Raw genomic sequence first — 26,004 nt, 5'->3', positions numbered from 1 at the left:
TGTCAGGCCCGCGAACACAGAATCCCGTTGGGCGACAGTCACTCCGGACGCATCGAACCCGTCTCGTTGAACCGCTGGTGGAACGACAGCGCCTCGCCCAGCAGGTGCGGGGTGTGGCCGGCCGACGGGTACGCCTCGGCGCGGTCGACGTAGTCGAGCAGCATCGCCCGGTAGTCGGGGTGCGCGCACTTGTCGATCACGACGCGCGAGCGCTTGCGCGGCGACAGCCCGCGCAGATCCGCCAGGCCCTGCTCGGTGACGAGCACCTGGACGTCGTGCTCGGTGTGGTCGACGTGCGGGACCATCGGCACGATCGACGAGATCGCGCCGCCCTTCGCGGTGGACGGGCTCAGGAACATCGACAGGTAGCCGTTGCGGGCGAAGTCGCCCGAGCCGCCGATACCGTTCATGATCTTGGTGCCCATGACGTGCGTCGAGTTCACGTTGCCGTAGATGTCAGCCTCGAGCATCCCGTTCATCGCGATGATGCCGAGACGGCGAACGATCTCCGGGTGGTTGCTGATCTCCTGCGGCCGCAACACGATGTGCTTGCGGTAGAAGTCGATGTTCGACATCAGTTCGTCGATGCCCTCCTCCGACAGCGCCAGCGACGTGGCCGACGCGTACCGGACGGTGCCGTGCTTGATGAGGTGCAGCATCCCGTCCTGGATCACCTCGGAGAAGCACGTCAGGCCCTTGTGCGGTCCGGCATCCAGACCCTGCAGCACCGCGTTGGCGACGTTGCCGATGCCGGACTGCAGCGGCAGCAGGCCGTCGGCGGGCAGCCGCCCCTTCGACACCTCGTACTCGAAGAAGTCGAGCACGTGTGCCGCGATGGCCTGGCTCACCTCGTCCGGCGGGGTCAGCGGGCTCGCGCTGTCGCGGGCGTTCGTCTCGACGACGGCGACCACCTTGTTCGGATCCACCCGCAGCGTCGGCTGGCCGATGCGGTCCTCCACCGAGATCAGCTGGATCGGCTTGCGGTACGGCGGCAGCGCGGTGCCGTAGTAGACGTCGTGGATGCCGGTCATCGCGTCGGGCACCCACGAGTTCACCTCGAGGATGACCTTGTCGGCGACGTCGAGCCAGGTCTTGTTGTTGCCGATCGACGCGGACGGGACCAGTTCGCCGGACTCGGTGATCCCGGCGACCTCGACGACGGCGACGTCGACGTTGCCGTAGTAGCCCTCCCACACCTGCTGCGCGACGTGCGAGAGGTGGATGTCGACGTAGTCCATGCGGCCGCTGTTGATGTTGCGGCGCGCGGTCGGCTCGGACTGGTACGGCATCCGCAGCGAGATGCCGTCGACCTCGGCGAGGAGGCGTTCGGTGCCCACGGACACCGAGGCTCCGGTCAGGAGGTTGATGGTGAAGTTCGACCCGGCACCGCGGACGGCGTGGATGCGGTCGGCGAGGGCCGGGATGATCGCCTTGGGCGTGCCGGCGCTGGCGAACCCACTGATCGCGACGGTGTCGTGGGGGTGGATGAACTTGACGGCCTCCGCGGCGGAGGTCACCTTGTTCCGGAAGCCCGAATTGCKGATCCGGGTCGGGTTCGACAGGGAACCGGCTTCGTCCATGCGCGAGGTCACAGTGACAAGGCTAACTCTCGACCTGCCGATGAAATGTCCGCCTCCATTGATCAAAATGTCTCTGACGTGCGGGTTTCGTTCCGCAATGCACGCGGAGATCGGTGACGCGCCCGAAACGTGCGACGAGCGCGCACATCGCCGCGACGAACAGCGTTCCCCGGTTCAGCCGAACACCCAGTTTCCAAGAACCATGTAAGCCGCGGTGCCACCGACGATGCTGAGCAACGCGTGACGGCGCCACCGGTGCAGACCCACGGTGACGGCCAGCGCGACCACCGCCGGCACCAGCGACGACGGCGTCGCCGAGACGTTCCGCAGCGTGTACACCGCGAGGATCAGCATGATGCCCACCGGCATGTGTATGCCCAGGTAGTGCACCAGCGCCGACGAACGCAGCGGGGCGATGACCGCGAACGGCACGGCGCGCAGCGCGAAGGTGACGGCCATGATCACCGCGAGGGCGGTCAGGATGTACGCGACGTCAGGCATCGACGGCGTCCTTCCCGCTCCGGCGGTGCAGCAGGAAACGGACCAGCAGCGCCGCCACGAACAGCGTCATCGCGACCATCAGCATCTGCTCACGCGCGACGACCAGGGCCGCCAGCGCGCTCAGCAGCGCCAGGATCGGGGTGGGGATGTCCCGGCGGGCGCGGAACGCGTCCAGCGCCAGCACCACGAACAGGGCGGTGAGCGCGAAGTCCAGGCCGACAAGTTGCATCGGGATCGCGTTGCCGACGACGGCACCGACGACACCGCCGAGCACCCAGTACAGCTGGCAGAACACCTGGATGAAGAGGACGCGGCGACTGCTCAGATTGTCGGGATCCTTGCCCGCGGTGACCGCGTACGCCTCGTCGGTGAGCGCGTACATGCTGTAGACCTTCGCGAGACGTCCACGCACCCGGTGCAGCGGGAACGACAGCCCGTAGAACACGTGCCGGAAGTTGACGAGGAACGTCGTCATCGCCACCGACGCGAGCGGCGTGACCGCCAGCACCAGCCCGATCGCGAGGAACTCGAGCGAGCCGGCGTAGATCGTGAGCGAGAAGATCGGCGCCCACCACCATGCGAACCCGGACTGGACCAGCAACAGGCCGAACGCGAGCCCGAGCGGGAACAGCCCGAACCCGACGGACACGGTGTCGCGGGCCGCCGCGCGGACATCGGACCGGCGCGACTCGGCGGGGGAGGCTTCGAGGCCCGGGAGGCCCGGGAAACACTGCTCGGGAAACGCGCTGGTCACGAGGCAATAATAGTGCGGAGTCGGTGGCATGTGATTGCCGGATATTGCCCCCGGAGGCGATGGGGCGCAATATTCTGCTGTGGATGATCTCGATCGCGCAATATTGCGCGAGTTGCGTTCGAACGCCCGGCTCACCAATGCCGAACTGGCCGATCGGGTCGGGCTGACGCCGTCACCGTGCCTGCGGCGGGTACGACGGCTCGAGGCCGACGGCGTCATCGTCGGCTACCAGGCCGTCGTCGACCCGGACGCTGTCGGACGCGGATGCGAGGTGATCGTCAACGCCGAGATCGTGTCGCAGGACCGCAAGACGGTCGAGCAGTTCGAGAACGAGGTGGGCGCCTTCGACGAGGTGGTGGAGTTCCGCCGCATGATCGGCCTGCCCGACTACTTCATTCGCGTCGTTGTCGCCGACCTCAACGCATTCGAGGTGTTCCTGCGCACCAAGCTGATGGAACAGCCGGCCATCTCGAAGATCGAATCGCACCTGACGATGAAGAAGTTGAAGGGTTGAGCAGTTTACAGGAACCGGGGCAGTCGGTTTCGATGAATCGCGCAATCCGGATGAGCTCGCGCAATATTTCACCCTGCCGCCACCCCCACTCCCGCCCCGCCCGAGGGCGCGTCTGTAACTAGCTTTGTACCCATCGGCCGTCGGGGCGCTGAGGAGTACGGAAACAATGGTCATCGCTTTCGGCATGCGCGCCCACGGGCGGGCACAGGCCATTCACCAGATCGAGCAGGGTCTCCAGAACGCCGCCGCAGGCTCGGGCTCGGCGCTCGTCGTGACGGGGACGCGGCGGTCCGGGCGCACCCACTTTCTCGACGAGGTGTACCGGATGCACGAGGGCCGGACCGCCTTCGTCACGGGCCTTCGCGAATCCGACCTTTCGCCGCTCGCTGCTTTTCTCCCGCTTTTCACCCGCATCGGGGTCGACGGGGACGCCCTGGTCGGGGCAATCCCCAATGACCGCAAGCCGGCAGTGGACGATGTCGGGGCAATCATCGGCGACCGTGTGTTGTCCGCCCTCGAATCCTTCGACACGGGCGAGTTCCCGTTGCTCGTTGCCGTTGACGACGCCGACCTCCTACCGCCGTCGTGTATCGCGATCCTCGGCTACGTGGCTCGACGCCTCGCGAAGTTGCGGGTGTTCGTCGTCCTGGCCTCCGGGCCCCGGGTCGATCCCCGCCTCCAGGCGCTCCCCCAGCTGCCCATGTACACGATGACGCTCGCCGAATCGGGCGCGTTCGTCGAGTCGGCGACCGGCGGCCGGCCGCCGCTGTCCACGATCATCGAGCTGCACCGCATCGGCCGCGGGAACCCCGTCGATATCGGGGAGCTGTGTGAGCATCTGACCACGGCCCAGCTCCACGGACATTCGGTACTCCCGAAACCAGTTGCGGTGGCGCACAATCGCACCGATCGGTGGCGCACCGCCTTCGGGAGCCTGACCGCCGCGCAGCGAGCCGCCCTCACCGTGCTGTCGATAGCCGGGGCGGTGGAGCCCGATCGACTGGTCGAGACGCTCCGGTCGAAGTTCGGTTCGGACATCGACCTGGACCTGGACCACGAGATTGCCACCCTCGTGCGTGCGGACCACATCCAGTCGATTCGTCACCAGGTGCACGTCCACAGCCACCTCGACCGCGCCGCGATCTATACGATCGCCCCACCGAAGCTGCGGGTGGAATGCCATCGCGTCGTCGACAGCCACTCGTTGCTGCGCGAGCGACCCGCTCTCGCAGCCGCGAACCGGGTATTTATCGGCGAGCCGGTGGACATGCACACCGACGAGATCATCCGCCGGATGGCTGAATTGGCCAAGTCCGGAGAGGTTGCGCTCGCGATCCACACCATTCGCAGGGTTCTCGACACACTCGACACGTCGGACGAGACCCACCAATCGCGTCTGGCGGCCCATGCGCTACGAATCGCGACCTCGTGGGGATACTTCGCCGACGCCACCCAGTTCGCCGACTGCATCGAGCCGCAGCTCCTGCGCCCGGATGAGGCCGCCGCCGCCGTGGCCACCCAGCTTTTCCTGCGCTATCTGCGGGATGAACGGTTCGACGACGAGTGGGTTCGGAACACCGTGACCGCGCTCGCGTCTCGATGCCCGCATTCCGCATCCACGCTCGCCGGCGTCGCGGGCTACCTCCACCTGTGTCGACACGAGCAGGAACAGGCGCACCTCGTGCTCGCCGCCGCCGAATCGGCGGACCTCCGCGAGTCCGACCCGGCATCGACCGCGTCACTCGCGAAGGCCCATCTCGCGATTACCGATGGTTCGTCGGAGCTCGCGAGCCATCGGCTGTCGTCGAGTGCGGTCACCGACCGCATGAACGACCATCGTGTGGGGTCCGCGATGTCGGCGCACCTGCTGCAGCAGCTCGGTCGCCACAGCGAAGCGGGCAACAGCCTCGGACGACTCTCGACGCAGGCCACCTCTCCGGTGGAACGCACGGTTGTGATGACACTGCAGGTGGACGGCGAGCTGTTCGCCGGAAACATCGACGCGGCCCGCCTGCTGTGGGACGAAAGCCAATCCCTCGTCCCGGCTGAAGACTGTCTGCCCTCCCTGCGCCTGTGTCAGCGCATCCAGATCCTCGGGCTCTCCGGACGATTCAACGAAGTCGACGACCTCGTCGACCGAATCCGATCGACACCGTCGTCACACGCTCACCGCGCCAACGAGTCGCGCCTGCGGTGGGCACTCGGTCAGATCGCCCTGATGCGCGGCGACTACGAATCCTCGATTTCGTTGCTGGAGCAGAGCTTCGACCTCGACGGCCAGGTCGGTGGACACTGGCAGCTGCAACGACAAGTGGATCTGATCGAAGTGTTCGTACGCTCGGGCGAGCCCGAGATGGCCGAGCGGGTGCTGCGCACGCTCGGGTTGCGCCTGGCCGCCCGACACTCGCCCAGCACCACCGTGACCCTCGCCCGCGGTGAACTGCTCGTCGCGAAGTCGCCGGAGGAAGCGCGCATGGCGCTGTCACGGGCACTGGGTCCTCGGACCGCGCCGGCGCCGACCCTCGAACGTGCGCGCGCGCATGCGATCTATGCCGATCGACTGCGTGCCGATTCGGAGGTCACCTCGTATCGGCACCACCGCCGGACGGCGCGTTCGCTGTTCGCCCGGATCGGGGCGGTGGGATGGCTCGACGCCGCCAGGGTGACACGGGAGACCTCGGCCGCCGACCAGCCTCCCGTCCCGAGTCTCGCTCAGTTGACCGAGCAGGAGAACGAGATCGTCGCTCTGGTGCTCCAGGGTCTCCGCAACCACGACATCGGGCGTCGAACGTTCATCTCACAACGCACGGTCGAGAAGCGACTGACCGGGGTGTTCCGGAAGCTCGGAATCCGTTCACGGGCAGAGCTGTTCGCTGTCGCAGCGGCAGAGCACACCGAGGCCGGTGCCACATCTCCTGGGCATCCCCGTCGGGCCGGTTGAGCGCCCACGGGCGGCAGCGCGTACTCACAGTGTCAGCAGATCCACTCCCGCATTCATGAAGTCGACAAGTCACCACCGTCGTGGGGCGTTCGGCGCCGTGGAGACCTAACAAGCGCCAGACTCTCAACACCGCCGCCGCGCCACATCCGGTAGATAATGGGCACGCCCGTCGCACACCCGACACCACCCGGGCCGTGTCGAAGGGCCGTTTTGCAGGAGTCGCAGTCGTGACCGTCGGTGCCACGCTCGCACGGATCGAAGGATGTCGATGGTCACGGAAATCGTCCGGGCGTCCGGCCACGCGGCCGGGAGTGTTCCTTCCCCCGCGCGACTCCTGTCCCGCCTCGGCAGGAACTGCCCCCTCGTCGTCCTCCGGGCGCCGCACGGTTTCGGCAAGTCGGCGCTGGTCACGGGCTGGCTGGAGTCCGGACCGAGCACGGGATATCTCGGCGTCCGGATTCCACCGCCGAACAGGCCGACCGACACGGACGGCTACTGGGAACTGATCGCGGCCCGACTGCTGTCGGCGGGCGCGGTCGGCCCCGAACACGTGCGCCCGGGTACCGAGCCATGGGCGGATACCGTCCGGCACGCCCTCGAGGACACCTCCACACCTGTCCGGCTCGCTCTCGAACGGGTCGATCTGGTCGATGCTCCAGACCTCGAGCAGCAGATCCTCGACCTGGTCGAAGCATGCCACCAGGTCGACGTCGTCGTGACGATGACCGGTAGGCCGATCTTCGCGGACTCGCACCTGATGGATCCTGCCCACGACCTCCTCGACGGTGACAGTCTGTCCTTCGCCAGGGACGACATACGACACTTGTTCTCCGAGAACGGACTTGACCTACATGAGGAGGAGATCGACCTCGTCCGGCGACTGACCGGTGGCCTATCCTCGCTGATGCCGATCGCCCTGCGCGTAACCGCGGAGCTACCTGCACTCCCCCACCGACTCGAAATCCTCGAACGCTACCTCGCCGCAGCAGTGACCGCCCAGATCCGAACGACGATCCTTGCCGATCCCCGGGTCGCACCGCGCCGCGAATTCCTCCTGACAACCTCCACCGCGCATACCCTCTCCTCCGAGGTCGCCGCCTTCCTCGGCGGTGGTCCGAACTCGATTTCACACCTGGAGACACTCGAAAGTTCCGGTGTCCTGGAACATCTCGGGACAACGGCGAAGGGAGATTTCTGGCGCCTTCCGTCGGCCGTGCGCGCCGCCCTCATCGAGGCACGGCGAGAGGCGGGCATCGATCCGGGGGCCGACCTCACCCGACTCTCGCAGTATCACCTCGATCGGAACGACAAGGCGGCGGCACTCCGGTGCGCCGCTGAAGCAGAGGCCTGGCCTGCCGTCGTGCGCCTGCTCACGACCCGGTGGTACGAGCTCCTGGGATCCGATCTGACGGCGGTACGCGAGGCGATCTTCAAACTTCCCGAGAGCGTAATCACCGCCTATCCGCGGCTGCGCGAAGGTCGAGAACTGTTGGCGGGTCTGGACGGCGCCGTGACCGGACACGTACCTGAACCGGAACACCAGGACAAGCTGGATGAGACGAGCACGATCCGCACCGGTTCACACCGGGCGATCATGCTCCGCCTGGCCGGCGAATACACCCGCGCCGCAGCGGTCACCCGGCAAGTCGGGGAGATTCTCGACCGCGCGCTGGCAGATCAACCCGACGAGCAGATCACCTATGGGCTGGCCTTCACCCGGCTCCAACGCGGACTGACCTATCAACTCGACGGCAACTTCGGTGCATCCATCGGGGAACTCGTGCGCGCGCACCAACTCGGACGCTCCAGGGGGATCGACTTCACCGCCCGGAACTCGGCATACAACATCGCACTCAGCTGGGCGCTCGTCGGCGAGCCGCAGCGTGCACGAGAATGGCTGGCACACCAGCGAGACGGCTCGACGACGGATTCGATGACCGAACGGCTCGTCGAGGTCGGCGGGCACGCCGCGCGGGCACTCGTTGCACTGGACACCCTCGACATCGACTCCGCACGAGCCGCGCTGGGCAGGCTACAGCGCCTTCCCCCCGTGACCGAGCTGTGGCCATTTGTCGTGTATGCACGCTGCCGGTACGCCATCGCCTCCGCAGATCCCCACATCGGCCTGCGCGCCCTCGATCAGTGCTCCGAACCGCGCTCACGGGCGCGCGGCAGCTTCGTCACCGCCCTTCTCGACGCCATCGAGATCGAGGTCCACCTTGCAGACGGGAATGCCTGGCGCGCAATCCAACTAGCCGAATCGACTCCGAAGAACACGCCGTGGTCGGTGGCAGCGTCGGCACGAGCGCGCTTCGTCACCGGTGACCACGATGCCGCGATCGTCACGTGCCGACGCTTCAACTGGTTCAGCGGCCCCTACACTCGTCCTCATCTCGAAGCACTCGTCGTCGAGGCCGCCGCGCTGTACTCGACCGGCAACGAGAAAGCAGCCGTCCAGCCCTGGACCCAAGCGTGCGCGATATCGGAGCGCACCGGAATCCGAAGCACATTCCTCACGGTGCCCAGACATGTCGTCACCGCATTGCACGACCTCACCGGCAGCTCGTCCCACCACGTCACCGAGGCCTTGGCATCACGTAGTGCCGAGTACTACCCGGCGGCTCTCTCGTTCCCCACATTGACGGAGCGCGAGAACGAGATCCTTGCAGGCCTGGCGGAAGGGCTCACCTCGCGCGAGATCGCGTCGAAACTCGTCATCTCGCCCGCCACCGTCAAGAGCTTTCGCAAGAGCCTGTACGGCAAACTTGGCGTTCACACCCGCCGGGACGCGGTGGACACCGGCCGAAGGCTCGGCATCGTCGCGAGCCCCGCGGATCCACCGGCACGGGCACACTTCCGGTCGCCCAGGCCGTGAGATTGCCGTCACTTCTCGCTACGTCGAACGGCACGGTTCGACCGGATTCCTCGAGCCGGGGCGGAACCGGTCTGCAGTCGATCCCGACCCACTGTGTCACAGTGACGTAATTTATGCGCCCCCGAGACCGGAGAGACGGCCTCACCTCGACATACGCCGCGGAAGTCGACCAAACCCATCAGTCCGATAGCGGCGAAGCCCGGGCCGCCCGCGTGTCCGCTTTGGGGCCCATGAGGCTTTGACCAGGGGGTTTCCTCGAAACCGGTCGGTATATAACTCATCAAGGTAAAGATTCGATCACGGTGGACGAGTTGATACCGCTTTGTTACATTTCCGTGACGAAAGATCCGAGGTCGCGGTTCCCGACCGGGCCGACCAGAGACACAGATGAGGTATCCACTGTGGCCAATCCTCACAGGACGATGAGTTCCCACACCCTGACGTCCCTGCGCGACCGCTCCGTCAAGGCCGCAGCGGTCGCAGTCGCCACCGGTGCGCTGCTCGCGGGAAGCATTCAGATCGGCGCCACCACCGCGTCGGCGGCGCCGCTGCGTCTGCCCACCATCGGCAACGTCCAACTCCAGCTTCCGGCGGGCCCGTTCCTGCCCGGCATCGACATCCCGGCRTTTCCTGCCACGCCCGAGGCCGCCACGACACAGTGGACGCCGCCGTCGGCCGAGAAGTGGACGCCCGCCCCCAAGCTGCTGGCGCCCGCGCCGGCACCCGAACCGCAGGCCGCACCGATTCCGGCGCCGATGCCCTTACCCATCATCGTTCCGGTACCACCCCCCGTCGTCCAGCCTGTGGCCGGCTTCCTGACCTCCAGCTACGGACCGCGCTGGGGCACCCACCACAACGGCATCGACATCGGCGCCAACCTCGGCACGCCGATCTTCTCGGCCGCCGGCGGTGTCGTCATCAACGCCGGCCCCGCGTCCGGCTTCGGCCAGTGGGTGCGCGTGCTGCACGACGACGGCCACATCACCGTCTACGGGCACGTCGACACCTTCACCGCCGGTGTCGGCGACCGCGTGGCCACCGGTCAGCAGATCGCCACGGTCGGCAACCGCGGCCAGTCCACCGGACCACACCTGCACCTCGAGGTCTGGGATCCGGCCGGTATCCAGGTCGATCCGCTGATCTGGCTGCACGACAGCGGCGTCGTCGTGAACTGGTAGTCCCTCGCCGCTTGCACCACAGACAGCGTGACTGGCCCGGCCCCAACGTAAAACCGTTGGGGCCGGGCCATTCACGTCGTCAGTTCCGGCCGATGCTAGACCGCGTCCAGCATGGTCCGGAGTTCCCGCTTGAGGAGCTTTCCGCTCTGGTTCCGGGGAAGCTCGTCGGCGAAGCGGATCCGCTTGGGCACCTTGAAGGGCGCGATCTTGCCCCGCACGTGCTCGATGAGCGACTCCGCATCGACGGCATCGGCGTCACCCCGCAGCACCACGACCGCGGTGATCGCCTCCATCCACTTGTCGTCCGGGGTGCCGACCACGGCCACCTCCGCGACGGCGGGATGTGTGTAGAGCGCATCCTCCACCTCGCGGGACGCGACGAGGATCCCGCCGGTGTTGATCACGTCCTTGATCCGGTCCACGACGGTCACGAACCCCTCGGCGTCCCGCGTCACCAGGTCCCCGGAATGGAACCACCCGTCACGGAAGGCCTCCGCCGTCGCCTCGGGGTTGTCCCAATATCCTTGGCACAGTTGCGGAGAGCGATAGAGAATCTCACCCGGCTCACCGTCCGCGACGTCGTTGCCGTCGGCGTCCACCACGCGGGCCTCGACGAAGAACACCGCCCGCCCGCACGACGACGGCCGCCCCTCGTGCTCCTCCGGCCCGAGGACCATCGCGAGCGGTCCGATCTCCGACTGCCCGAAGCAGTTGTAGAAGCCGAGGGCCGGATACCTCTCGCGCAGGCGGTTGAGCACCGTGACCGGCATGATCGACGCCCCGTACTGCGCCTTGGTGAGCGACGACAGGTCGCGGGTCTCGAGGTCGGGGTGACTCGCGAGCGGGACCCATACGGTGGGCGCGAGGAACAGTGACCCGATCCGGTCGGCTTCGATGCGGCGCAGGATCTCCGGAATGTCCGGGGACTGCATGAGATTGACCGTCGCGCCCACCGACAGGTACGGCAGCATGAACACGTGCATGCCCGCGGAGTGGTACAGCGGCATACAGATCAACGGATTGTCGTCGGCGGCCAGTCCGAGCGCGATCACCGACGACACGTACTCGTGGACCAGCGCACCGTGGGTCATCATGGCGCCCTTGGGCTTCGATGTGGTTCCCGAGGTGTAGAGCAACTGCACCAGATCGTCCACCGCGGCCCCGGGTCGGTACTCCGGGACGTCGCCGGCGGAGCTGGACGCGAGCAGCGAACCGGCGTCGTCGCGCAGCGGGATCACGTGCTCGACGACGAGCGTGTCCCGCACCGTGTCCAGCGTCGACGCCAACTTCGGATCGACGAGCACGGCCCGCGCTCCCGACTGCGCCAGCAGGTAGTGCAGTTCGTCGCCCGTGAGCGCGTAGTTGACGGGGACATGCACCAGGCCGGCGCGGGCACAGGCCAGGAAACCGATGACGTAGGCGTCGGAGTTGACGCCGTACGCGGCCACCCGGTCGCCCGGCGCGAGACCGAGCGCCCGTAGGCGCGCGGCGCCGCGTGTGACGGCGTCATCCAGCTCTCGGTACGTCCAGGTGCGGTCGTCGAAGGTCAGAGCAGTGCGGCCGGGCTGCCGTGCGGCAGCCCGGCGCAGCACGCCGTCGACGGTGTCGGTGCGCGGATCCTCACTCATGTGACGCAGGTTATAGGACGTCCAACTATTGCGTAAGGGGTTTCTTTCGGCGCATCCGTTGTGTAGTTTCGCGAGCCTGCGCGGCGCCCGGTCAGCCGCCGAACGCGGCGGTGATCGCTCCCATGTCGAAGTAGTCACGCCACACGGCGATCTTGCCGTCCACCACCTCGAAGACGCCCATCACCGGCAACGAGGTCTCCTTCCCCATGCCGCGCAGCACGTCGGTCCGCTCGTTCATCACGGTGCCACCGGACGCGACCTGCTTGTGGATCCGGAAGTCGATCCCGTCGAAGGCCGCCACGAAACCCGAGATGAACTCGCGGATCTCGTCCCTGCCCTTCACTGGATCCATCGGAATATTTTGGTAGACAGCATCTTCCGTGAAGTAGCTCGCCAGCACGACAGGGTCCGGATCGGCCCACAACCCGCAGAACTCCGTGACCAGATCCTCGGCAGCGCTCATGTGTTCACTCCTGTTCTTCCATCCAGTTCCCGAGCGGTTCGGGTGAGTTGTTCGATGTAGTGCGCTCGCTCGCCACGCGACGCCGCGGAGCGCAACGGCCCGATCTGCAGCTCCCACGCGGCACGGCCGTCCGCCGCGAAGACCGGCGCCACGAGATAGCTGACCGGGAGCGCGTCGTCGCTGTCGAGATCGGCTGCGCTGTAAGGCCGGCCGCTGATACCGCCGAGCAGCACCAGCACCCGCTCCCGCAGGGCCTGCCTGGTGGGATCCTCGGCGAGATGCTCCACCACCTCGGCCAGGACGTCGAGCAGGCGAGGGTCGGCGATGGCGCACGTAGCGCCGCGTCCAGCCATCAGTTCGATCACCGACATCACCCGGTCGGTCGGCGGTGATCCGCCGGCGCTCCTGCCACGGTCCATGTGCCCTCCTGCCTCGGCACAGTAACCGATACTCGTTCAGGGCGACACGAATATTCGTGTCGCCCTAAGCTGCCCGCATGAACGTTCGGACGGGTGTCACGCTCGCCATCGGAATAGCCCTCGCCGCGGCATGGGCAGCCTGGGTCCGGCTGCGACTCGACTCGCCGTTGGGTTCGCGGCAATGGCAGTCCGACGAGATCGGCCCGGACGAGTTGGCCGGGTGACCTCGGCCCGACCTCACCGCGGCAGGATGCCGTGCAGCACGATGTCGACCAGCGCCGCCGACAGCCCGTCCTGATCCTGGACGTCGCGGACCGACTGCGCGAAGATCGCCGTGCCGGCGATGACGTCCAGCAGCGTGTCCGGGTCGACGCCGTCCCGCAGTTCGCCGGCCGCCGCGCCCGCGCGTAGGCGCCGCCCCAACTCCTCGCGGATCACCTCGAGCTGATCGGTGAGCAGCGCCTGGCGGAGCGTCTCGTCGGTGCGGACCTCACTCATGAGCGCGGGCACCGCCTCACGCGCGGCCGGGCCGCCGAACAGTGCCACCGCGCCGTAGGTGAGCCGCTCGACCTCCTCCCCGATCGGGAGGTCCGACACGTTCTCGGACTCCGCCACCGGGTACACCGCATCGTGGACGATGTGCGCCTTGGACGGCCAGCGTCGGTAGATGGCCGGCCGCCCCACACCGGCGCGCGTCGCGATCGCGTCGATCGAGGTCCCCGCATATCCGTTCTCGACCAACAGCTCACGTGTGGCCTGCAGGACGGCGTCGTCGATCTCGGGGTTTCGTTGCGGCCCAAGACGGTGCTGCGCTTGCCGCTTCTTGGACATCGGTGAAACCCCTTGCGTAGAGATGTGACGGGCGTTACATTGTGTCACGTCGTAGTCGATACGGAATGTATCGGCTAGAGCTTTTCCCGCCCCGCCGACACACCGGGGCCGTCGACCTACCCGCTCTTCCTGCCGTACCCGCTGCACCAGTTGGACCGCACGAATTCACGCATGCGAGGCGTCGCGCGCCTCCCGACGTCGAAGGGACGTCATGAGTTCCGAGAACACGACACAGGACCAGGATTTCTCCGAGGTCGCCAGGCCCGGTCAGTCCCGCACCGATCCTGCCGAACTGGGCTCTCGCCTGCAGAAGTGGCTGCGCACCAAGCTGCCCGCAGACGCCGATCCACAGGTCACCGACGTACAGGTGCCGGCCGCGAACGGAATGTCGAACGAGACGGTTCTCTTCGACGCCCTGTGGAACGAGGACGGGCAACAGCGTCACCACTACCTGGTGGCGCGCATCGCCCCCGCCCCGACCGGGGTCCCGATCTTCCCGTCGTACAACATCGCCCAGCAGTTCGACGTGATCAAGACCGTCGGCGAACACTCACCGGTCCCCGTGCCGCGCGTGTACTGGTCCGAACCCTCCCCCGAGCCACTCGGCGGCGAGTTCTTCGTGATGGAGCGCGTCGACGGCCTGGTGCCGCCGGACGTGATGCCGTACAACTTCGGGTCGTGGGTGTCCGAGGGATCAGACGAGGACCGTCGCCGCCTTCAGGATGCATCGGTGCGCGTGCTCGCCGACCTCCACGCCATTCCCGAACCCGCCCAGCTCTTTCCGAGCCTGCGCGACGATCTCGGTTCCGGCGCCGTCACCGCCGACGCCGCGCTGCGCGCCCACGTCGACGGGCAGCGGCGCTACTACGAGTGGGTCGTCGAATCCGGCCCGCGGGTGCCACTCATCGAGCGCGCCCTGGACTGGCTCGATGCCCACTGGCCCTCGGTCACGGGACCGGCGGTGCTGTGCTGGGGTGACTCGCGCGTCGGCAACGTCATCTACCGCGACTTCGAGCCGGCGGCCGTGCTCGACTGGGAGATGGCTGCCCTCGGGCCTCGGGAGATCGATCTCGGTTGGATGATCTTCCAGCACCGGTTCTTCGAGGACCTCGCGGGCGTCGCAGGACTTCCCGGCCTGCCCGGCTTCCTGCGCCGCGAGGACGTCGTCGCGAAGTATCGGGAGATCAGCGGCCACGAGGCCGCAGACCTCGATTTCTACACGCTGTACGCCGCACTGCGGCACGCAATCATCATGTTCCGGGTGCAGAGCCGCGCGGTCGCATTCGGACAAGCCCCGGCACCGGAGGACCCGAACGACATGATCCTGCACCGCAAGACCGTCGAGGAGATGCTCGACGGCACCTACTGGGACCGCGTGAACGGGCAGGGGGTCGCCTGATGCTCTCCCCCATGGACGATTTCCCGGTGCACCAGATCGCCGAGCCGATCCGTCACGTCGGCACCTCCGACCGCAACTTCTACGACCGCTACTACTTCAACTGCCACCCCGGGCTCGACTACGACGGCGAACCGCTGTTCCTCATCATCGGGCTGGGCCAGTACCCCAATCTCGGTGTCACGGACGGGTTCGCGGTACTCCGCCGCGGCAACGACCACATCGTCACCCGCACGTCGAAGGCGCTCGGCTCGGATCGTATGGATGTCACGGTGGGACCGCTGCGCATCGAGGTGCTCGAGGGTCTGCACCGGCTGCGCGTCGTCCTCGAACCCACTGCGGAGGCGCCGGACCTGTCGTTCGACCTCGTCTTCGAGTCCGACGTGCCGGCCGCGTTGGAGGCGCGACACTTCCACCGCCAGCTCGAACGGGTCACGTTCGACACGCAGCGGTTCGTCCAGACCGGTACGTGGAGTGGAACTCTCACCGTCGACGGCGAGACAATTTCGGTCACCCCCGACACGTGGCGAGGAAACCGCGACCGGTCGTGGGGTGTCCGTCCGGTCGGTGAGGCCGAGCCGCCGGGACGTCGCGCGGACCCGTCCCTCGCGGGCGATCAGAACTTCTTCTGGATCTACGCGATCATGCAGTTCGACGACTTCTCGATCGTCGCGATCATGCAGGAGGACCGGCAGGGCCGCCGCATCATCCAGGACGCCACCCGCGTGTGGAGGGATCGCACCCGCGAACCCGAGTGGCTCGGTCGTCCCGAGCACGACCTGACCTTCATCTCGGGAGGTCGCGAGATCGCCGCGGGCACCCTCGAGTTCCACCGCCCCGGTGGATACGGAAAGCCCGACGAGATCCTCACCGTCGCTTGCGAACCGGTACTCCCCCACTACCTCGGCGTGGGCACCGGCTACGGACTCGAACAGGACTGGCGCCATGGCATGTGGCAGGGCGAACTCGTCGTCCAGGGCCTGCGCGAGAAGGTTGCCGACATCGAGCCGTGGAAGAAGATGTTCTGCCCGGTCGACAATCTGTCCCGGTTCACACTGAGCGAGAACGGCGAGACCATTGTGGGCTCCGGACTTTTCGAGGTGGCGGTCATCGGACCCTGTGACCGCTACGGCTTCACCGGCGCCGGCGACGTCGCCCCCTGATACACCCCACCACGAAAGGAACACGAGATGAAGGTTGGTTCCAGCCGGTTACGCACGCGGACCGCCCGGTCCGCCACGGCACTGCTCCTCGCCGGAGGACTGTTCCTCTCCGGCAACACGATCGCCTCGGCACTGGATCTGGGCCAGCTGCCGATTCCCGAGGGCGCCCTCGGATCGCTCGGGACGGCGTCGTCCGACGTCCACCTGGCTCCGACGCCGCGCCTGGCATCGGTTCCCAACTTCCGGGATGTCGCCGGAAACGAGGGTGGCGGCTACGAGGCCCTCGCCGGTCGCCACCTCAAGCGTGGCGTGCTCTACCGCGCCAACGCACTCTCGTCCGCCAGCGAAGAAGATCTCGCGACCCTGTCGTCGCTGAACGTCACGCACATCTACGACCTCCGCGGTCAGTCCGAGATCTCCAATCCGATGGTCGGCGGCCCCGACAAGATTCCGGCGGGTGYCGATTACACGCACATCCCCGTCGAGTTCGGGGACCTGATCACGCTCGCGCAGACGATCCAGTCGCCCGAGCAGGGCCGGCAGTTCATGGAGGACGCCAACCGCAGCTTCGTCACCGATCCTGCGCGGCGCGAGGGCTTCAAGCAGTTGCTGACGCAGATCGCCGAGAGTGACGGCCCGGTGCTCTTCCACTGCAGTGCCGGCAAGGACCGCACCGGCTGGATCGCCGCGCTCCTCCTGAGCATCTCGGGGGTTCCCGAGCAGGCCATCTTCGACGACTACCTGCTCAGCAACGAGTACCTGGCCGAGTCGAACACGGCGACACTCGCCCAGATCCGGGGCGCCCTCGGCGACCAGGCCGCACTCAACCTCGAACCCGTCCTGGCCGTCGATCGGAGCTACCTCGAAGCCGGATTCGAGCAGATGCGCGCCGACTACGGCGGCCCGGTCTCCTATCTCGCCGATGGGCTCGGTCTCGAGCAGATGACCATCGCAAAGCTTGCGCGCAAGCTCGTCTTCTGACGACTGCCCGCAATACACCCGGACGGTCCTGTCCCCGACCAGGACCGTCCGGGTTCTTTCGTTTCCCACTTGCCACCGACTCACGCCTCCGTTATTAATTAAGTGACTACTCAATTTATTAATTTCGACCCGGGAGCAAGCATGCGAACCGTCGACGAGGCCGCACGGCGGGCCAAACGGACCGAACTGCTCGACGCCGCGGCCCGGTGCTTCGCCGAGCGCGGCTATCACGCCACCCGCACCGCCGACATCTGCGCGCTCGCGGGCATGAGCTCCGGAAACCTCTTCCACTACTTTCCGACCAAGCAGGCGGTGTTGCTGGCGCTGATCGAGCGCGACGGCACCGAGACCGCGTCGGCGGTTGCGGAACTCGGCGCTTCGGACGATCCGTTCGGTGCGCTGCTGCTCTTGCTCGATGACGTCTGCCGTCTCGCCGCGGATTCCACGTACTCCGGTTTGGCGCTGGAAATCTCGGCGCTCGCCCACCGAGACGACGATGTGGCGGTGCTGTTCAAGGCCAACGACCTGAGTTTCCGGAAGGCGCTCGAGGATCTGTTGGAACGTGCCGACGACGCGGGACAACTCGACACCGACCTCACAGCCGAGGATGCGTCGACCTGGATCGCAGCGCTCGTCGACGGCATGTTCGCCCGCGTCGCGGCCGATCCCGACTTCCAGCCGGAGACACAGTCCGCGGTGCTTCGGCGCATCGTCACACAACTCCTCCGAGGGGCGGCGTCGTGACCGGCACGACGTCGCGGGCCCCGGAGCATGCCCGACGTCTGCAGAACGTCGACGCGCTGCGCGGGTTCGCCCTGCTCGGCATCCTGGCCGTGAACGTCTGGGCCTTCGCCGACCCGTACTACGCATCGACGGAGACGAACCCCGGCTTCGACAGCGGGCTCGATCACGCCGTGCGGTTCGTGGTGTCGCTGCTGTTCGAGACCAAGTTCTACCTGCTGTTCTCCTTCTTGTTCGGGTACAGCTTCACCCTGCAGATGGCCGCCGCCGAGCGTGCGGGGCGTGGGTTCGTGCCGCGGATGCTGCGGCGGCAGACGGGGCTACTGGTCATCGGGCTCCTCCACGGCGCRTTCCTCTACTACGGCGAGATCCTCTCGACCTACGCCGTGCTGGGGCTCGTGCTGCTGGCGTGCCGGAACATATCCCCGTCGACCGCACTCCGGCTCGGCGCGGCGCTGATCGTCGGGTCGTCCGCCGTCTGGATGCTCCTCGGCCTCGCGCAACTGGCTGCGGGCGAGATCACCGGTTCGGCCGCGGGTGACGCGGCCGGGAAGCTCGCGGCGTTCCAGGGCGACGCGGCCGCGACGCTCGGGTTCCATTCGGGGCATCTCACGGACACCCTCGGCGCACTCGCTGTGCTGCAGGCGCCGAGCGCGATGGCGATGTTCTTCTTCGGCTTCGCGGCCGGTCGCGTACGGATGTTCGCGAGCCCGGAGCGATACCGCTCCGCCGCCGATCGGGTCCTGCGCTTCGGACTCCCCTTCGGACTGATCGGTGCCGGAGCGTACGCACTCGCGGCCGCCTACGCACCGGGCGGTGGGCTCGAGACGGTGGCGTTCGGATTCGGGCAGCTGACGGCGCCGGCACTCACCGCCGCGTACGTGGTGGCCGCGATCCTGCTGTTCCGGACGTCTTTCGGTGGGCGCGTCGAGACGGCATTGGCCCCGATGGGCAGGATGGCGCTCACCAACTACCTGCTGCAGTCGCTCACACTGGGTGTGCTGTTCACCGGCTACGGCTTCGGCTTGGTCGATCGGCTTCCGCCGGCGGCGGTGATCGCCGTCGTGCCGATCGTGTTCGCCGCCCAGATGATCGTCAGCCGACTGTGGCTGCGTGCGCACCCGTACGGCCCGGCGGAGTGGGCGCTGCGGGCCGCGACACTCGCGGCCGTCCCGCCGTGGCGCTCTCCTCGAACGACCCCGTCACCGAATGATCGGCGGTAGCGTCGAAGCCACGAAGAGCAGTTCCCGCGTCATCGATCGGCAGTATCCGCGACGACCCCAGGAGCATCCCGTGACCTCTCGACTCAACCCCTACATCAGCTTCGCCGGCAACGCGCGCGAGGCGATGGAGTTCTACAAGAGCGTGTTCGGCGGCACGCTGAACATGAGCACCTTCGGCGAGTTCGGCGCGCCGGGTGACAACGACAAGATCATGCACGCCATGCTCGAGACCGGCAGTGGCTTCACGATCATGGGAGCCGACACCCCGCCCGGCATGGAGTACAAGGCCGGCACCGACATGGCGGTGAGCCTCAGCGGCGACGACGCCGACGAACTGCGCGGCTACTGGGACGCGCTGTCGGGGTCCGGGACGGTCCAGGTTCCCCTCGAGAAGCAGATGTGGGGCGACGTGTTCGGCGCCTGCGCGGACCGCTTCGGCGTCTCCTGGATGGTCAACATCACGGAACCGCAGGGCTGACCTGCAACAAAAGTCCAGGTGAGTTGCCATCGCCTCCTTTCATGACCAGACTCGCCTTTGCCGAAGACGACTCCGTGATCATCAGGAAGGCACCATGGACAGCAGTTCACCGAAGACGACGGTCGTTGTACCCACATACAACGAACGCGACAACCTCCCGAAGATCGTCGAGCGGTTGGCGGCGTTGGAGGTCCCGAACCTGCACCTGCTGGTCGTCGACGACAACTCCCCCGACGGCACCGGCGAGGTCGCCGAGAAGCTCGCGATCGACTCGCCGTTCCCCATCGGGGTGCTGCACCGCACCGAGAAGGACGGCCTGGGCCGCGCCTACGTCGCCGGCATGACCCGGGCGCTCGCCGAGGGCGCCGACATCGTCGTCCAGATGGACGCCGACCTGTCGCACCCGGCAGAGGTCATACCCACGATGATCCGCACCCTGACCACCACCGATGCGGCCGTCGTGCTCGGTTCGCGATACGTGGCGGGGGGTGCGGTCGCGAGCGACTGGCCGTGGCACCGCAAGGCGCTGTCGGCGTGGGCCAACTTCTACGTGAACGCGATCCTGCGACTGGGCGTGAAGGACGCGACCGCCGGGTTCAAGGCGTGGCACGCCCGCACCCTCGAAGCGATCGACGTCGCGGGAGTCCAGAGCAACGGTTACGCCTTCCAGGTGGAGATGAACTACCGGACCACCAGCCGCGGCATGAAGATCGCCGAGGTGCCGATCCGTTTCGAGGAGCGCATCGAGGGCGTGTCGAAGATGAGCCTGGCCGTGCAGCTCGAGTCGGCACTGGTGCCGTGGAAGCTGCGGTTCGGCAAGCGCTGAAAAATCACGGGCCTTCCCGGCCCGGATCTGCCACCATCGCAGGTATGACGCTCGACTCCGCGATCACCGTCCGCACGGCCACCGACCAGGACTGGCCGGCCCTCGAACTGCTGGACGCGGTGGCGTTCGGCTACCACCCGACCGATCCGGACCGCACCCTCACCCGCGCGCTGACGCGGACCGAGGACGTCGTCGTCGCGACCGACAACGGCACCCCGATCGGGTTGGCGATGGATCTGCCGCTGGAGTTCACCGTGCCGGGCGGCGCCCAGGTGCCGGCGCGCGGCGTCACGTGGGTGTCGGTGGCGCCGACGCACCGTCGTCGCGGTGTCCTGCGGGCGCTGTTCGAGCACCTGCACCGCAACATCGCGGCCACCGGGACCCCGCTCGCCGCGCTCACCGCCAGCGACGCCGGGATCTACGGCCGCTTCGGCTACGGACCGGCCACGGTGGCCGCCGACGTCACGATCGACCGGCGGTTCGCCGCGTTCCGTGCCGACGCCCCCGACCCGGGCGGTGTGACGCTGACGGACGCGCAGACGGCCGCCGAACGCCTGCCCGACATCTACGAGCGCTGGCGGCGGATCACGCCCGGTGCGCAGAACCGGCCGCAGGCCCAGTGGGACTACACCTTCGCCGACCCCGAGGTGTACCGCGACGGCGGATCGGCGCTGTTCTACCTGACCCACCCGGACGGCTACGCGATGTTCCGTCGGCGCGGCAGCGACGACGACATGGTGGCAGCCGTGGAGGAGCTGGTCGCGGTCACCGCGGACGCGCACGCGGCACTGTGGCGCGCGCTGTGCGGGCTGGACCTGATGAAGCGCATCGAGGTCACCCAGCACCCCGACGACGCGCTGCGACTGATGCTCACCGACTACCGCCTGCCCCGCACCACCCGCCTCGCGGACGACCTGTGGCTGCGCATCATGGACGTTCCGGCCGCGCTCGAGGCCCGCTCGTACCAGGTGGACCTCGACACGGTGCTCGACGTCCGCGATCCCTATCTGGACTGCGGCGGCGTGTTCGCACTGACCGTCCGGGACGGCCGGGCCCAATGCCGCCGCACCGACGCGGCGCCGCGCATCTCGATGGACCTGGACGCGCTCGGCAGCCTGTACCTGGGCGCGCACCGGGCGCGGGGACTCGCGGCGGCGCACCGCATCACCGCCGCTTCCGAGCGCGATCTGGCACTGCTGGACCTGGCATTCGGGGCCGATCGCGCGGCCGTCCTCGGCTGGGGATTCTGAGTCCGCCGCGACCACCACGGCTCACCCGTTACGGGTGAATCTCTCCGCGTCGGCGCTCGTTCGGCTCGCATGATGCCGACCGGTCGTCAGTCTGGTCGGGAACCTCTCACAGCTGGCCCCACATATCGTCGACACGAAGGGGATTCACATGAGTCTGTTCCGAAACTCCATGGCAGCAGCCGGATTCGCCGGCGCAGTGTGTCTCGCGTTCACACCCACCCCCGTGGGCGCGGACGGAACGTCCCCGATCCTCCTCGAGATCACCGAGCCCGATGGCGATCTGCGCACCCTCGATGAGCGGGGCGATCTGGGACAGGTGGGTTTCGAGGGCGAAATGACCGGTGCCGAAGAGGTGGAACGTCGCGTCGGGCACATCGTGGTGAAGCACACGAGCCCTTGAATCGATCACAACCGACTCCTCGAATTGTGATTGATACACAGACACGTTCAGGTCCAGCGACCGCGCCCTGGCGCGTCAACGAGGGTCGACGCCGGTGGTCCGTCCCGTGCCGAGGGGGCCGACGCAACCAGCACGACGATCCGGCCGCGAGCGAGCGGCCGGATCGTCGTTGTGATGCTCGGGATTCGTGTCGGGTCAGCGCCCGATGAGCGCCCGCCGCTCGATCTCGGCGAAGTCCGTGCCGGCGGCGTCGGGCTTCGACCGTCCCACCAGCGAGCCCACGTAGGCAAGCAGGAACCCGGCCGGCACCGACACCAGCGCCGGGATGGTGAGCGGGAAGATCGGGTCGACCCCGTGGATCAGCCCGGTCGGTCCGAGGATGTTCGGGCTGATCGCAACCAGGCCGAGGCTGACGATCAACCCGCCGACGAGCGCCCACGTGGCGCCCACCCGGTTGAAGCCCTTCCAGTAGATGCTCAGCAGCAGCACCGGCAGACTGGTGCTGGCCGCGACCGCGAACGCGACGTTCGCGAGGAAGCCGAGGTTGAAGCCCTTGGCGCCGAGCGCGAGGAACATCGCGACGATCGCGATGCCGAGCAGCGACATGCGTGCGACCTTCAATTGCTTTTCGGCCGAGGCCTTCCCGTTCTTGATGACGTGCGTGTAGAGATCGTGCGCGAAGGCACCGGAGGTCGCAATCGCGACGCCGGCGAGCACCGCGAGAATCGTCGCGAGCGTGATGCCGATGATGACCGCCTCGAGCACCGGTCCGCCCAGCTCGCGGGCCAACTGCACCACCGCGAGATTGCCCTGCGGGTGCGCCTTCACGATCTCCTCGGAGCCCAGCGCACGCAGCGCGCCGTACCCGATGAACGGCAGGACGACGTAGAACGCGCTGAAGATCCACAGCGCCACCACTCCGGACTTGCGGGCGGCCTTCGCGTCCTTGACCGTGAGGAAGCGGACCATCACGTGCGGCAGACCCATGACGCCCAGGGCGAGCGCGAGCTGCTGCGAGATGATGTCGAAGGTCTTGGTCGTGCTCTGCTCGTGCGACGAGACCATGGCATCCGGGAGCGCGTCGACCACGTGCAGCGGACTGGGGCCGTACCGCATCAGCACCAGGAACAGGATCAGCGCGGTGCCGCCGAGCAGCAGGCCGGTCTTGAGGACCTGCACCCACGTGGTGGCCAGCATCCCGCCGAACATCGTGTACACCACCATGAGCAGGCCCAGCACCACCACCGCGACCCAGAACTTGATGCCGAGCAGGGCCTGCACCAGCAGGCCGGCGCCGACGAACTGGATCACCATGTACATCGCCGAGATGACGATGGTGGTGACGGCCAGGCACGCGCGCAGCCCACGCCCGGAGAATCGGGCGGCGACGGCGTCGGCGAGCGTGAAGCGGCCCAGGTTGCGCAGCGGCTCGGCGATGATCAGCAGCACCAGCAGGTACGCCAACGGCACGGCCGTCGCGAGGTAGAAGCCGTTGAAGCCCGCCAGCCCGATCAGGCCGGTGATGCCGAGGAACGACGCCGCGGAGACGTAGTCACCGGAGATGGCGAGACCGTTACCGATCGGCCCCACCTGCCCCTCGGCCACGTAGTGGGAGTCGGTGGAGGTGTTGCGCTTGGCGGCCAGATACGTGATCGCGAGCGTGACACCGATGATCGCGACGACGATAGCGATGCTCAAACCCATTGTCACTCACCATCCTTCGTGTCATCGAGTGATGCGAGGTGAGTGTCGATGATCGCGTCCATCCGACGCGCCCAGCGGACGTAGATCTGCGCGACGACGAGGATGCCCGCGAAGATGGCGAAGCCCACCCAGTACGCGACGCCGAGGCCGCCCCAGCGGCCGGACAGGACGGTGGTCGACGTCGTGAGGGCGATGTAGCCCATGAACACGGTCAGCAGGACGGCCGCCGACCCGAGGGAAACGCGGCGACGACGGCGCGCGACATCGAGGATCGCGTCGAGTGCGGGATCGACGGGAGGGGAGTCTGGGGGCGCGGCATCGGCCGGGGACAGACCAATCGACATGGGTCACCTCGAGGGTATGAACGGAGTATGTGATCAATCCTTTGATCACTGAGTGTCGGCATACCGTAAGTGAGGGTGCTCACAAGACGCAAGGACCCGGCGCGAAATCGCCGGAAATCGACCGATCGGTCCGGTCAATCCCGGGTGTGGATCTCCACCGATGACGCCGTCGCCAGCTTCTCGAGCAGGCCGATCAGGACCATCCGCTCCGGCTTCGTCAGCGCGTCCGCCCAGACCTGCTCGCGCCGGTTGTGGTCGGCGTACGTCGTGGTGATCGCGTCGAGTCCGGCGTCAGTCAGGCTCAACTCGACCGCGCGTCGATCGACCTCGGAACGCCGGCGAATGACGTACCCGTCCCGCTCGAGGGTGTTGACCAGCGCCGACACCGCAGCCCGACTCATACCCGACAGCTTCGCGACCCGCTTGGCCTCGCTCGGACCGGCGAGCCAGAGCACGAACAGCACCCGGAACCCCGGCCAACTCCAGCCGCCCGGCCGGTGGACGGTGGATTCGAGGTCGTAGACCAGTGCGCTGGCCACCCGGGTCAGCTCGAGGACCAGCTTCATCGAGATCGGATCGACCGTCGGCATCGCCCGCGTCGTCTTGCGCACGGCGAAATCCACGAAGGACAGGAAGTCCAGATCGTCCACATTCTCAGGGGTCGCGCGGCCGTCGCCGCCCTCGCGTTCCGCGTCGGTCATGCCGCCAGGGTAGAGCCCGCACCTGCCGTTTCCCCGAAACTTTGGTCAAAGGCTTGCATATTGCGTGTGACACCGCTTACCTTGTCCAGATATTCAGTCAAAGCTTTTACTATTCGAGGTGACCCCATGTCCGCACTGTCCTTCGCCTCCTCTGCCGACCTCGGCGAGAAGGAGCAGACCCTCGAAGTGCTCGCCGACGGCGTGTACGCACTCACCGCGGAGGGCGACCCCAACCTCGGCGCGATCGAGGGCGAGGACTTCGTCGTGTGCTTCGAAGCCCTCGCGACGCCCGTCGCCGCACAGGATTGGCTCGCCAAGCTGCGCCAGCACACCGACAAGCCCGTCCGGTACCTGGTGCTCTCCCACTACCACGCCGTCCGCGTCCTGGGCGCATCCGCGTTCGACGCCGAGATCATCGTCGCGCACGAGAACACCCACAAGCTGATTGCCGAACGCGGCCAGGAGGATTGGGCGTCGGAGTTCGGCCGCATGCCGCGCCTGGCCAAGGGCGCCGAGTCGGTGCCCGGCCTCACCTGGCCCACCATGACGTTCTCGGACCGGCTCACCATCGATCTCGGTGGCGACCGTGGTGAACTGGTTCTCCAGTACCTCGGCCGCGGCCACACCGAGGGCGACATCGTGGCATGGCTGCCGAAGCAGAAGATCCTCTTCGCCGGTGACCTCGTGGAGGCCCAGGCCGCGCTCTACACCGGCGACGCCTTCCACCGCGATTGGGCCACCGGCACTCTCGACGGGATCAAGGCCCTCGGCGCCGAGGCGCTGATCGGCGGTCGCGGCGCCGTCAGCCGCGGCCGGGACGAGGTCGACGCCGCGATCGAGCAGACTCGCCACTTCCTCGACGTCATGCTCGCCGAGGTCGGCGCCGTGCAGCAGCGCGGCGGCACCCTCAAGGAGGCGTTCGAGGCCACCCACGCCGCCCTGTTCGAGCAGTACGGGCACTGGCCGATCTTCGAGCACTGCCTGCCGTTCGACGTCTCGCGCGTGTGGGACGAACTGTCGGGCATCGAACGCCCCGTCATCTGGACCGCGGACCGCGACCGCGAGGTCTGGGCCCAGCTGCAGGGCTGAGCCGGATACAGCGGTAACAGGAGG

At 67.3% G+C, this 26,004-nt stretch carries 25 protein-coding genes; 15 read left to right on the top strand and 10 right to left on the bottom strand.

Features of this window, described 5'->3' with window-relative positions; all coding sequences use genetic code 11:
• Window positions 1-38 precede the first annotated feature (38 nt).
• From AB4Z09_RS08045 to AB4Z09_RS08035, 3 genes are all read right to left on the bottom strand, one after another.
• Window positions 39-1,580 (bottom strand): acetyl-CoA hydrolase/transferase family protein, encoded by a 1,542-nt coding sequence (locus AB4Z09_RS08045; protein ID WP_442239531.1) that lies wholly within the window; start codon window positions 1,578-1,580, stop codon window positions 39-41.
• Between the two features lie 174 nt (window positions 1,581-1,754).
• Window positions 1,755-2,081, bottom strand: coding sequence for a branched-chain amino acid transporter permease (locus AB4Z09_RS08040; protein WP_442239503.1), 327 nt, complete (start codon window positions 2,079-2,081; stop codon window positions 1,755-1,757).
• Window positions 2,074-2,835 carry an AzlC family ABC transporter permease gene (locus tag AB4Z09_RS08035; protein WP_442239502.1) on the bottom strand — a complete coding sequence of 254 codons (762 nt, stop codon included), beginning with the start codon at window positions 2,833-2,835 and terminating at the stop codon, window positions 2,074-2,076. Before AB4Z09_RS08035 ends, AB4Z09_RS08040 begins: the two co-directional genes overlap by 8 nt.
• 79 nt (window positions 2,836-2,914) lie before the next feature.
• On the opposite strand from AB4Z09_RS08035, the gene AB4Z09_RS08030 reads away from it, so the two are divergent.
• The 4 genes from AB4Z09_RS08030 (at window position 2,915) to AB4Z09_RS08015 (ending at window position 10,343) form a co-directional block, all read left to right on the top strand.
• Window positions 2,915-3,349, top strand: a complete 435-nt coding sequence (locus AB4Z09_RS08030; RefSeq protein WP_442239501.1) for an Lrp/AsnC family transcriptional regulator — start codon at window positions 2,915-2,917, stop codon at window positions 3,347-3,349.
• 166 nt (window positions 3,350-3,515) lie between these two features.
• The gene (locus AB4Z09_RS08025) at window positions 3,516-6,290 is read left to right on the top strand and encodes a LuxR C-terminal-related transcriptional regulator (protein ID WP_442239500.1); all 2,775 of its coding nucleotides are present in this window, start codon (window positions 3,516-3,518) and stop codon (window positions 6,288-6,290) included.
• A 268-nt stretch (window positions 6,291-6,558) separates the two neighbouring features.
• Window positions 6,559-9,165 carry a helix-turn-helix transcriptional regulator gene (locus AB4Z09_RS08020; protein WP_442239499.1) on the top strand — a complete coding sequence of 869 codons (2,607 nt, stop codon included), beginning with the start codon at window positions 6,559-6,561 and terminating at the stop codon, window positions 9,163-9,165.
• A 422-nt stretch (window positions 9,166-9,587) separates the two neighbouring features.
• Window positions 9,588-10,343, top strand: a complete 756-nt coding sequence (locus AB4Z09_RS08015; RefSeq protein WP_442239498.1) for a M23 family metallopeptidase — start codon at window positions 9,588-9,590, stop codon at window positions 10,341-10,343.
• Window positions 10,344-10,438: 95 nt separating this feature from the next.
• Here AB4Z09_RS08015 and AB4Z09_RS08010 read toward each other — a convergent pair whose 3' ends face one another.
• The 3 genes from AB4Z09_RS08010 to AB4Z09_RS08000 all read right to left on the bottom strand — a co-directional run bounded on the left by AB4Z09_RS08010 (window position 10,439) and on the right by AB4Z09_RS08000 (window position 12,853).
• On the bottom strand, window positions 10,439-11,971 hold the full coding sequence (locus AB4Z09_RS08010; protein ID WP_174913894.1) for an acyl-CoA synthetase: 1,533 nt from the start codon (window positions 11,969-11,971) through the stop codon (window positions 10,439-10,441).
• Between the two features lie 91 nt (window positions 11,972-12,062).
• Entirely contained in the window at window positions 12,063-12,434 is a 372-nt protein-coding gene (locus AB4Z09_RS08005) for a limonene-1,2-epoxide hydrolase family protein (RefSeq protein WP_442239497.1), read from the bottom strand.
• On the bottom strand, window positions 12,431-12,853 hold the full coding sequence (locus AB4Z09_RS08000; protein ID WP_442239496.1) for a hypothetical protein: 423 nt from the start codon (window positions 12,851-12,853) through the stop codon (window positions 12,431-12,433). Before AB4Z09_RS08000 ends, AB4Z09_RS08005 begins: the two co-directional genes overlap by 4 nt.
• A gap of 77 nt (window positions 12,854-12,930) precedes the next feature.
• Between AB4Z09_RS08000 and AB4Z09_RS07995 the strand changes: the two genes are divergently transcribed.
• Complete coding sequence (locus AB4Z09_RS07995; RefSeq protein ID WP_442239495.1) at window positions 12,931-13,077, top strand: hypothetical protein; 147 nt, start codon at window positions 12,931-12,933, stop codon at window positions 13,075-13,077.
• A 13-nt stretch (window positions 13,078-13,090) separates the two neighbouring features.
• Here the strand turns inward: AB4Z09_RS07995 and AB4Z09_RS07990 are convergent, their stop codons facing one another.
• Window positions 13,091-13,684, bottom strand: a complete 594-nt coding sequence (locus tag AB4Z09_RS07990) for a TetR/AcrR family transcriptional regulator (protein ID WP_114723938.1) — start codon at window positions 13,682-13,684, stop codon at window positions 13,091-13,093.
• A gap of 211 nt (window positions 13,685-13,895) precedes the next feature.
• Here AB4Z09_RS07990 and AB4Z09_RS07985 point away from each other — a divergent pair, with 211 nt between their 5' ends.
• The 9 genes from AB4Z09_RS07985 (at window position 13,896) to AB4Z09_RS07945 (ending at window position 22,142) form a co-directional block, all read left to right on the top strand.
• Window positions 13,896-15,083: a phosphotransferase family protein gene (locus AB4Z09_RS07985; protein ID WP_114723939.1), complete on the top strand. Its 1,188-nt coding sequence runs from the start codon at window positions 13,896-13,898 to the stop codon at window positions 15,081-15,083.
• On the top strand, window positions 15,083-16,243 hold the full coding sequence (locus tag AB4Z09_RS07980) for a hypothetical protein (protein WP_442239494.1): 1,161 nt from the start codon (window positions 15,083-15,085) through the stop codon (window positions 16,241-16,243). The genes AB4Z09_RS07985 and AB4Z09_RS07980 overlap by 1 nt, the downstream gene beginning before the upstream one ends.
• 27 nt (window positions 16,244-16,270) lie before the next feature.
• Complete coding sequence (locus AB4Z09_RS07975; RefSeq protein WP_442239493.1) at window positions 16,271-17,224, top strand: tyrosine-protein phosphatase; 954 nt, start codon at window positions 16,271-16,273, stop codon at window positions 17,222-17,224.
• 141 nt (window positions 17,225-17,365) lie between these two features.
• Window positions 17,366-17,968, top strand: coding sequence for a TetR/AcrR family transcriptional regulator (locus AB4Z09_RS07970; protein ID WP_114723942.1), 603 nt, complete (start codon window positions 17,366-17,368; stop codon window positions 17,966-17,968).
• The gene (locus AB4Z09_RS07965) at window positions 17,965-19,188 is read left to right on the top strand and encodes a DUF418 domain-containing protein (RefSeq protein ID WP_442239492.1); all 1,224 of its coding nucleotides are present in this window, start codon (window positions 17,965-17,967) and stop codon (window positions 19,186-19,188) included. The genes AB4Z09_RS07970 and AB4Z09_RS07965 overlap by 4 nt, the downstream gene beginning before the upstream one ends.
• A 70-nt stretch (window positions 19,189-19,258) precedes the next feature.
• On the top strand, window positions 19,259-19,666 hold the full coding sequence (locus AB4Z09_RS07960; protein WP_442239491.1) for a VOC family protein: 408 nt from the start codon (window positions 19,259-19,261) through the stop codon (window positions 19,664-19,666).
• A 94-nt stretch (window positions 19,667-19,760) separates the two neighbouring features.
• The gene (locus tag AB4Z09_RS07955) at window positions 19,761-20,492 is read left to right on the top strand and encodes a polyprenol monophosphomannose synthase (protein ID WP_114723944.1); all 732 of its coding nucleotides are present in this window, start codon (window positions 19,761-19,763) and stop codon (window positions 20,490-20,492) included.
• Between the two features lie 44 nt (window positions 20,493-20,536).
• Complete coding sequence (locus AB4Z09_RS07950) at window positions 20,537-21,742, top strand: enhanced intracellular survival protein Eis (RefSeq protein WP_174913919.1); 1,206 nt, start codon at window positions 20,537-20,539, stop codon at window positions 21,740-21,742.
• 148 nt (window positions 21,743-21,890) lie between these two features.
• Window positions 21,891-22,142: a hypothetical protein gene (locus AB4Z09_RS07945; RefSeq protein ID WP_442239490.1), complete on the top strand. Its 252-nt coding sequence runs from the start codon at window positions 21,891-21,893 to the stop codon at window positions 22,140-22,142.
• A gap of 195 nt (window positions 22,143-22,337) precedes the next feature.
• On the opposite strand, the gene AB4Z09_RS07940 is transcribed toward AB4Z09_RS07945, so the two are convergent.
• The 3 genes from AB4Z09_RS07940 to AB4Z09_RS07930 all read right to left on the bottom strand — a co-directional run bounded on the left by AB4Z09_RS07940 (window position 22,338) and on the right by AB4Z09_RS07930 (window position 24,891).
• Window positions 22,338-23,846, bottom strand: a complete 1,509-nt coding sequence (locus tag AB4Z09_RS07940; RefSeq protein ID WP_114723946.1) for a solute symporter family protein — start codon at window positions 23,844-23,846, stop codon at window positions 22,338-22,340.
• Window positions 23,847-23,848: 2 nt separating this feature from the next.
• Complete coding sequence (locus AB4Z09_RS07935; RefSeq protein ID WP_114723947.1) at window positions 23,849-24,190, bottom strand: DUF485 domain-containing protein; 342 nt, start codon at window positions 24,188-24,190, stop codon at window positions 23,849-23,851.
• 134 nt (window positions 24,191-24,324) lie between these two features.
• Window positions 24,325-24,891 carry a MarR family winged helix-turn-helix transcriptional regulator gene (locus AB4Z09_RS07930; RefSeq protein ID WP_114723948.1) on the bottom strand — a complete coding sequence of 189 codons (567 nt, stop codon included), beginning with the start codon at window positions 24,889-24,891 and terminating at the stop codon, window positions 24,325-24,327.
• A 126-nt stretch (window positions 24,892-25,017) separates the two neighbouring features.
• On the opposite strand from AB4Z09_RS07930, the gene AB4Z09_RS07925 reads away from it, so the two are divergent.
• Window positions 25,018-25,980, top strand: a complete 963-nt coding sequence (locus AB4Z09_RS07925; protein WP_114723949.1) for an MBL fold metallo-hydrolase — start codon at window positions 25,018-25,020, stop codon at window positions 25,978-25,980.
• Window positions 25,981-26,004 lie beyond the last annotated feature (24 nt).

The organism is Rhodococcus sp. TAF43 (assembly GCF_052113525.1).
Lineage (GTDB): Bacteria > Actinomycetota > Actinomycetes > Mycobacteriales > Mycobacteriaceae > Prescottella.
The sequence above is the reverse complement of the archived record's forward strand: the minus strand, read 5'-3'. Positions and strand labels throughout refer to the sequence as shown.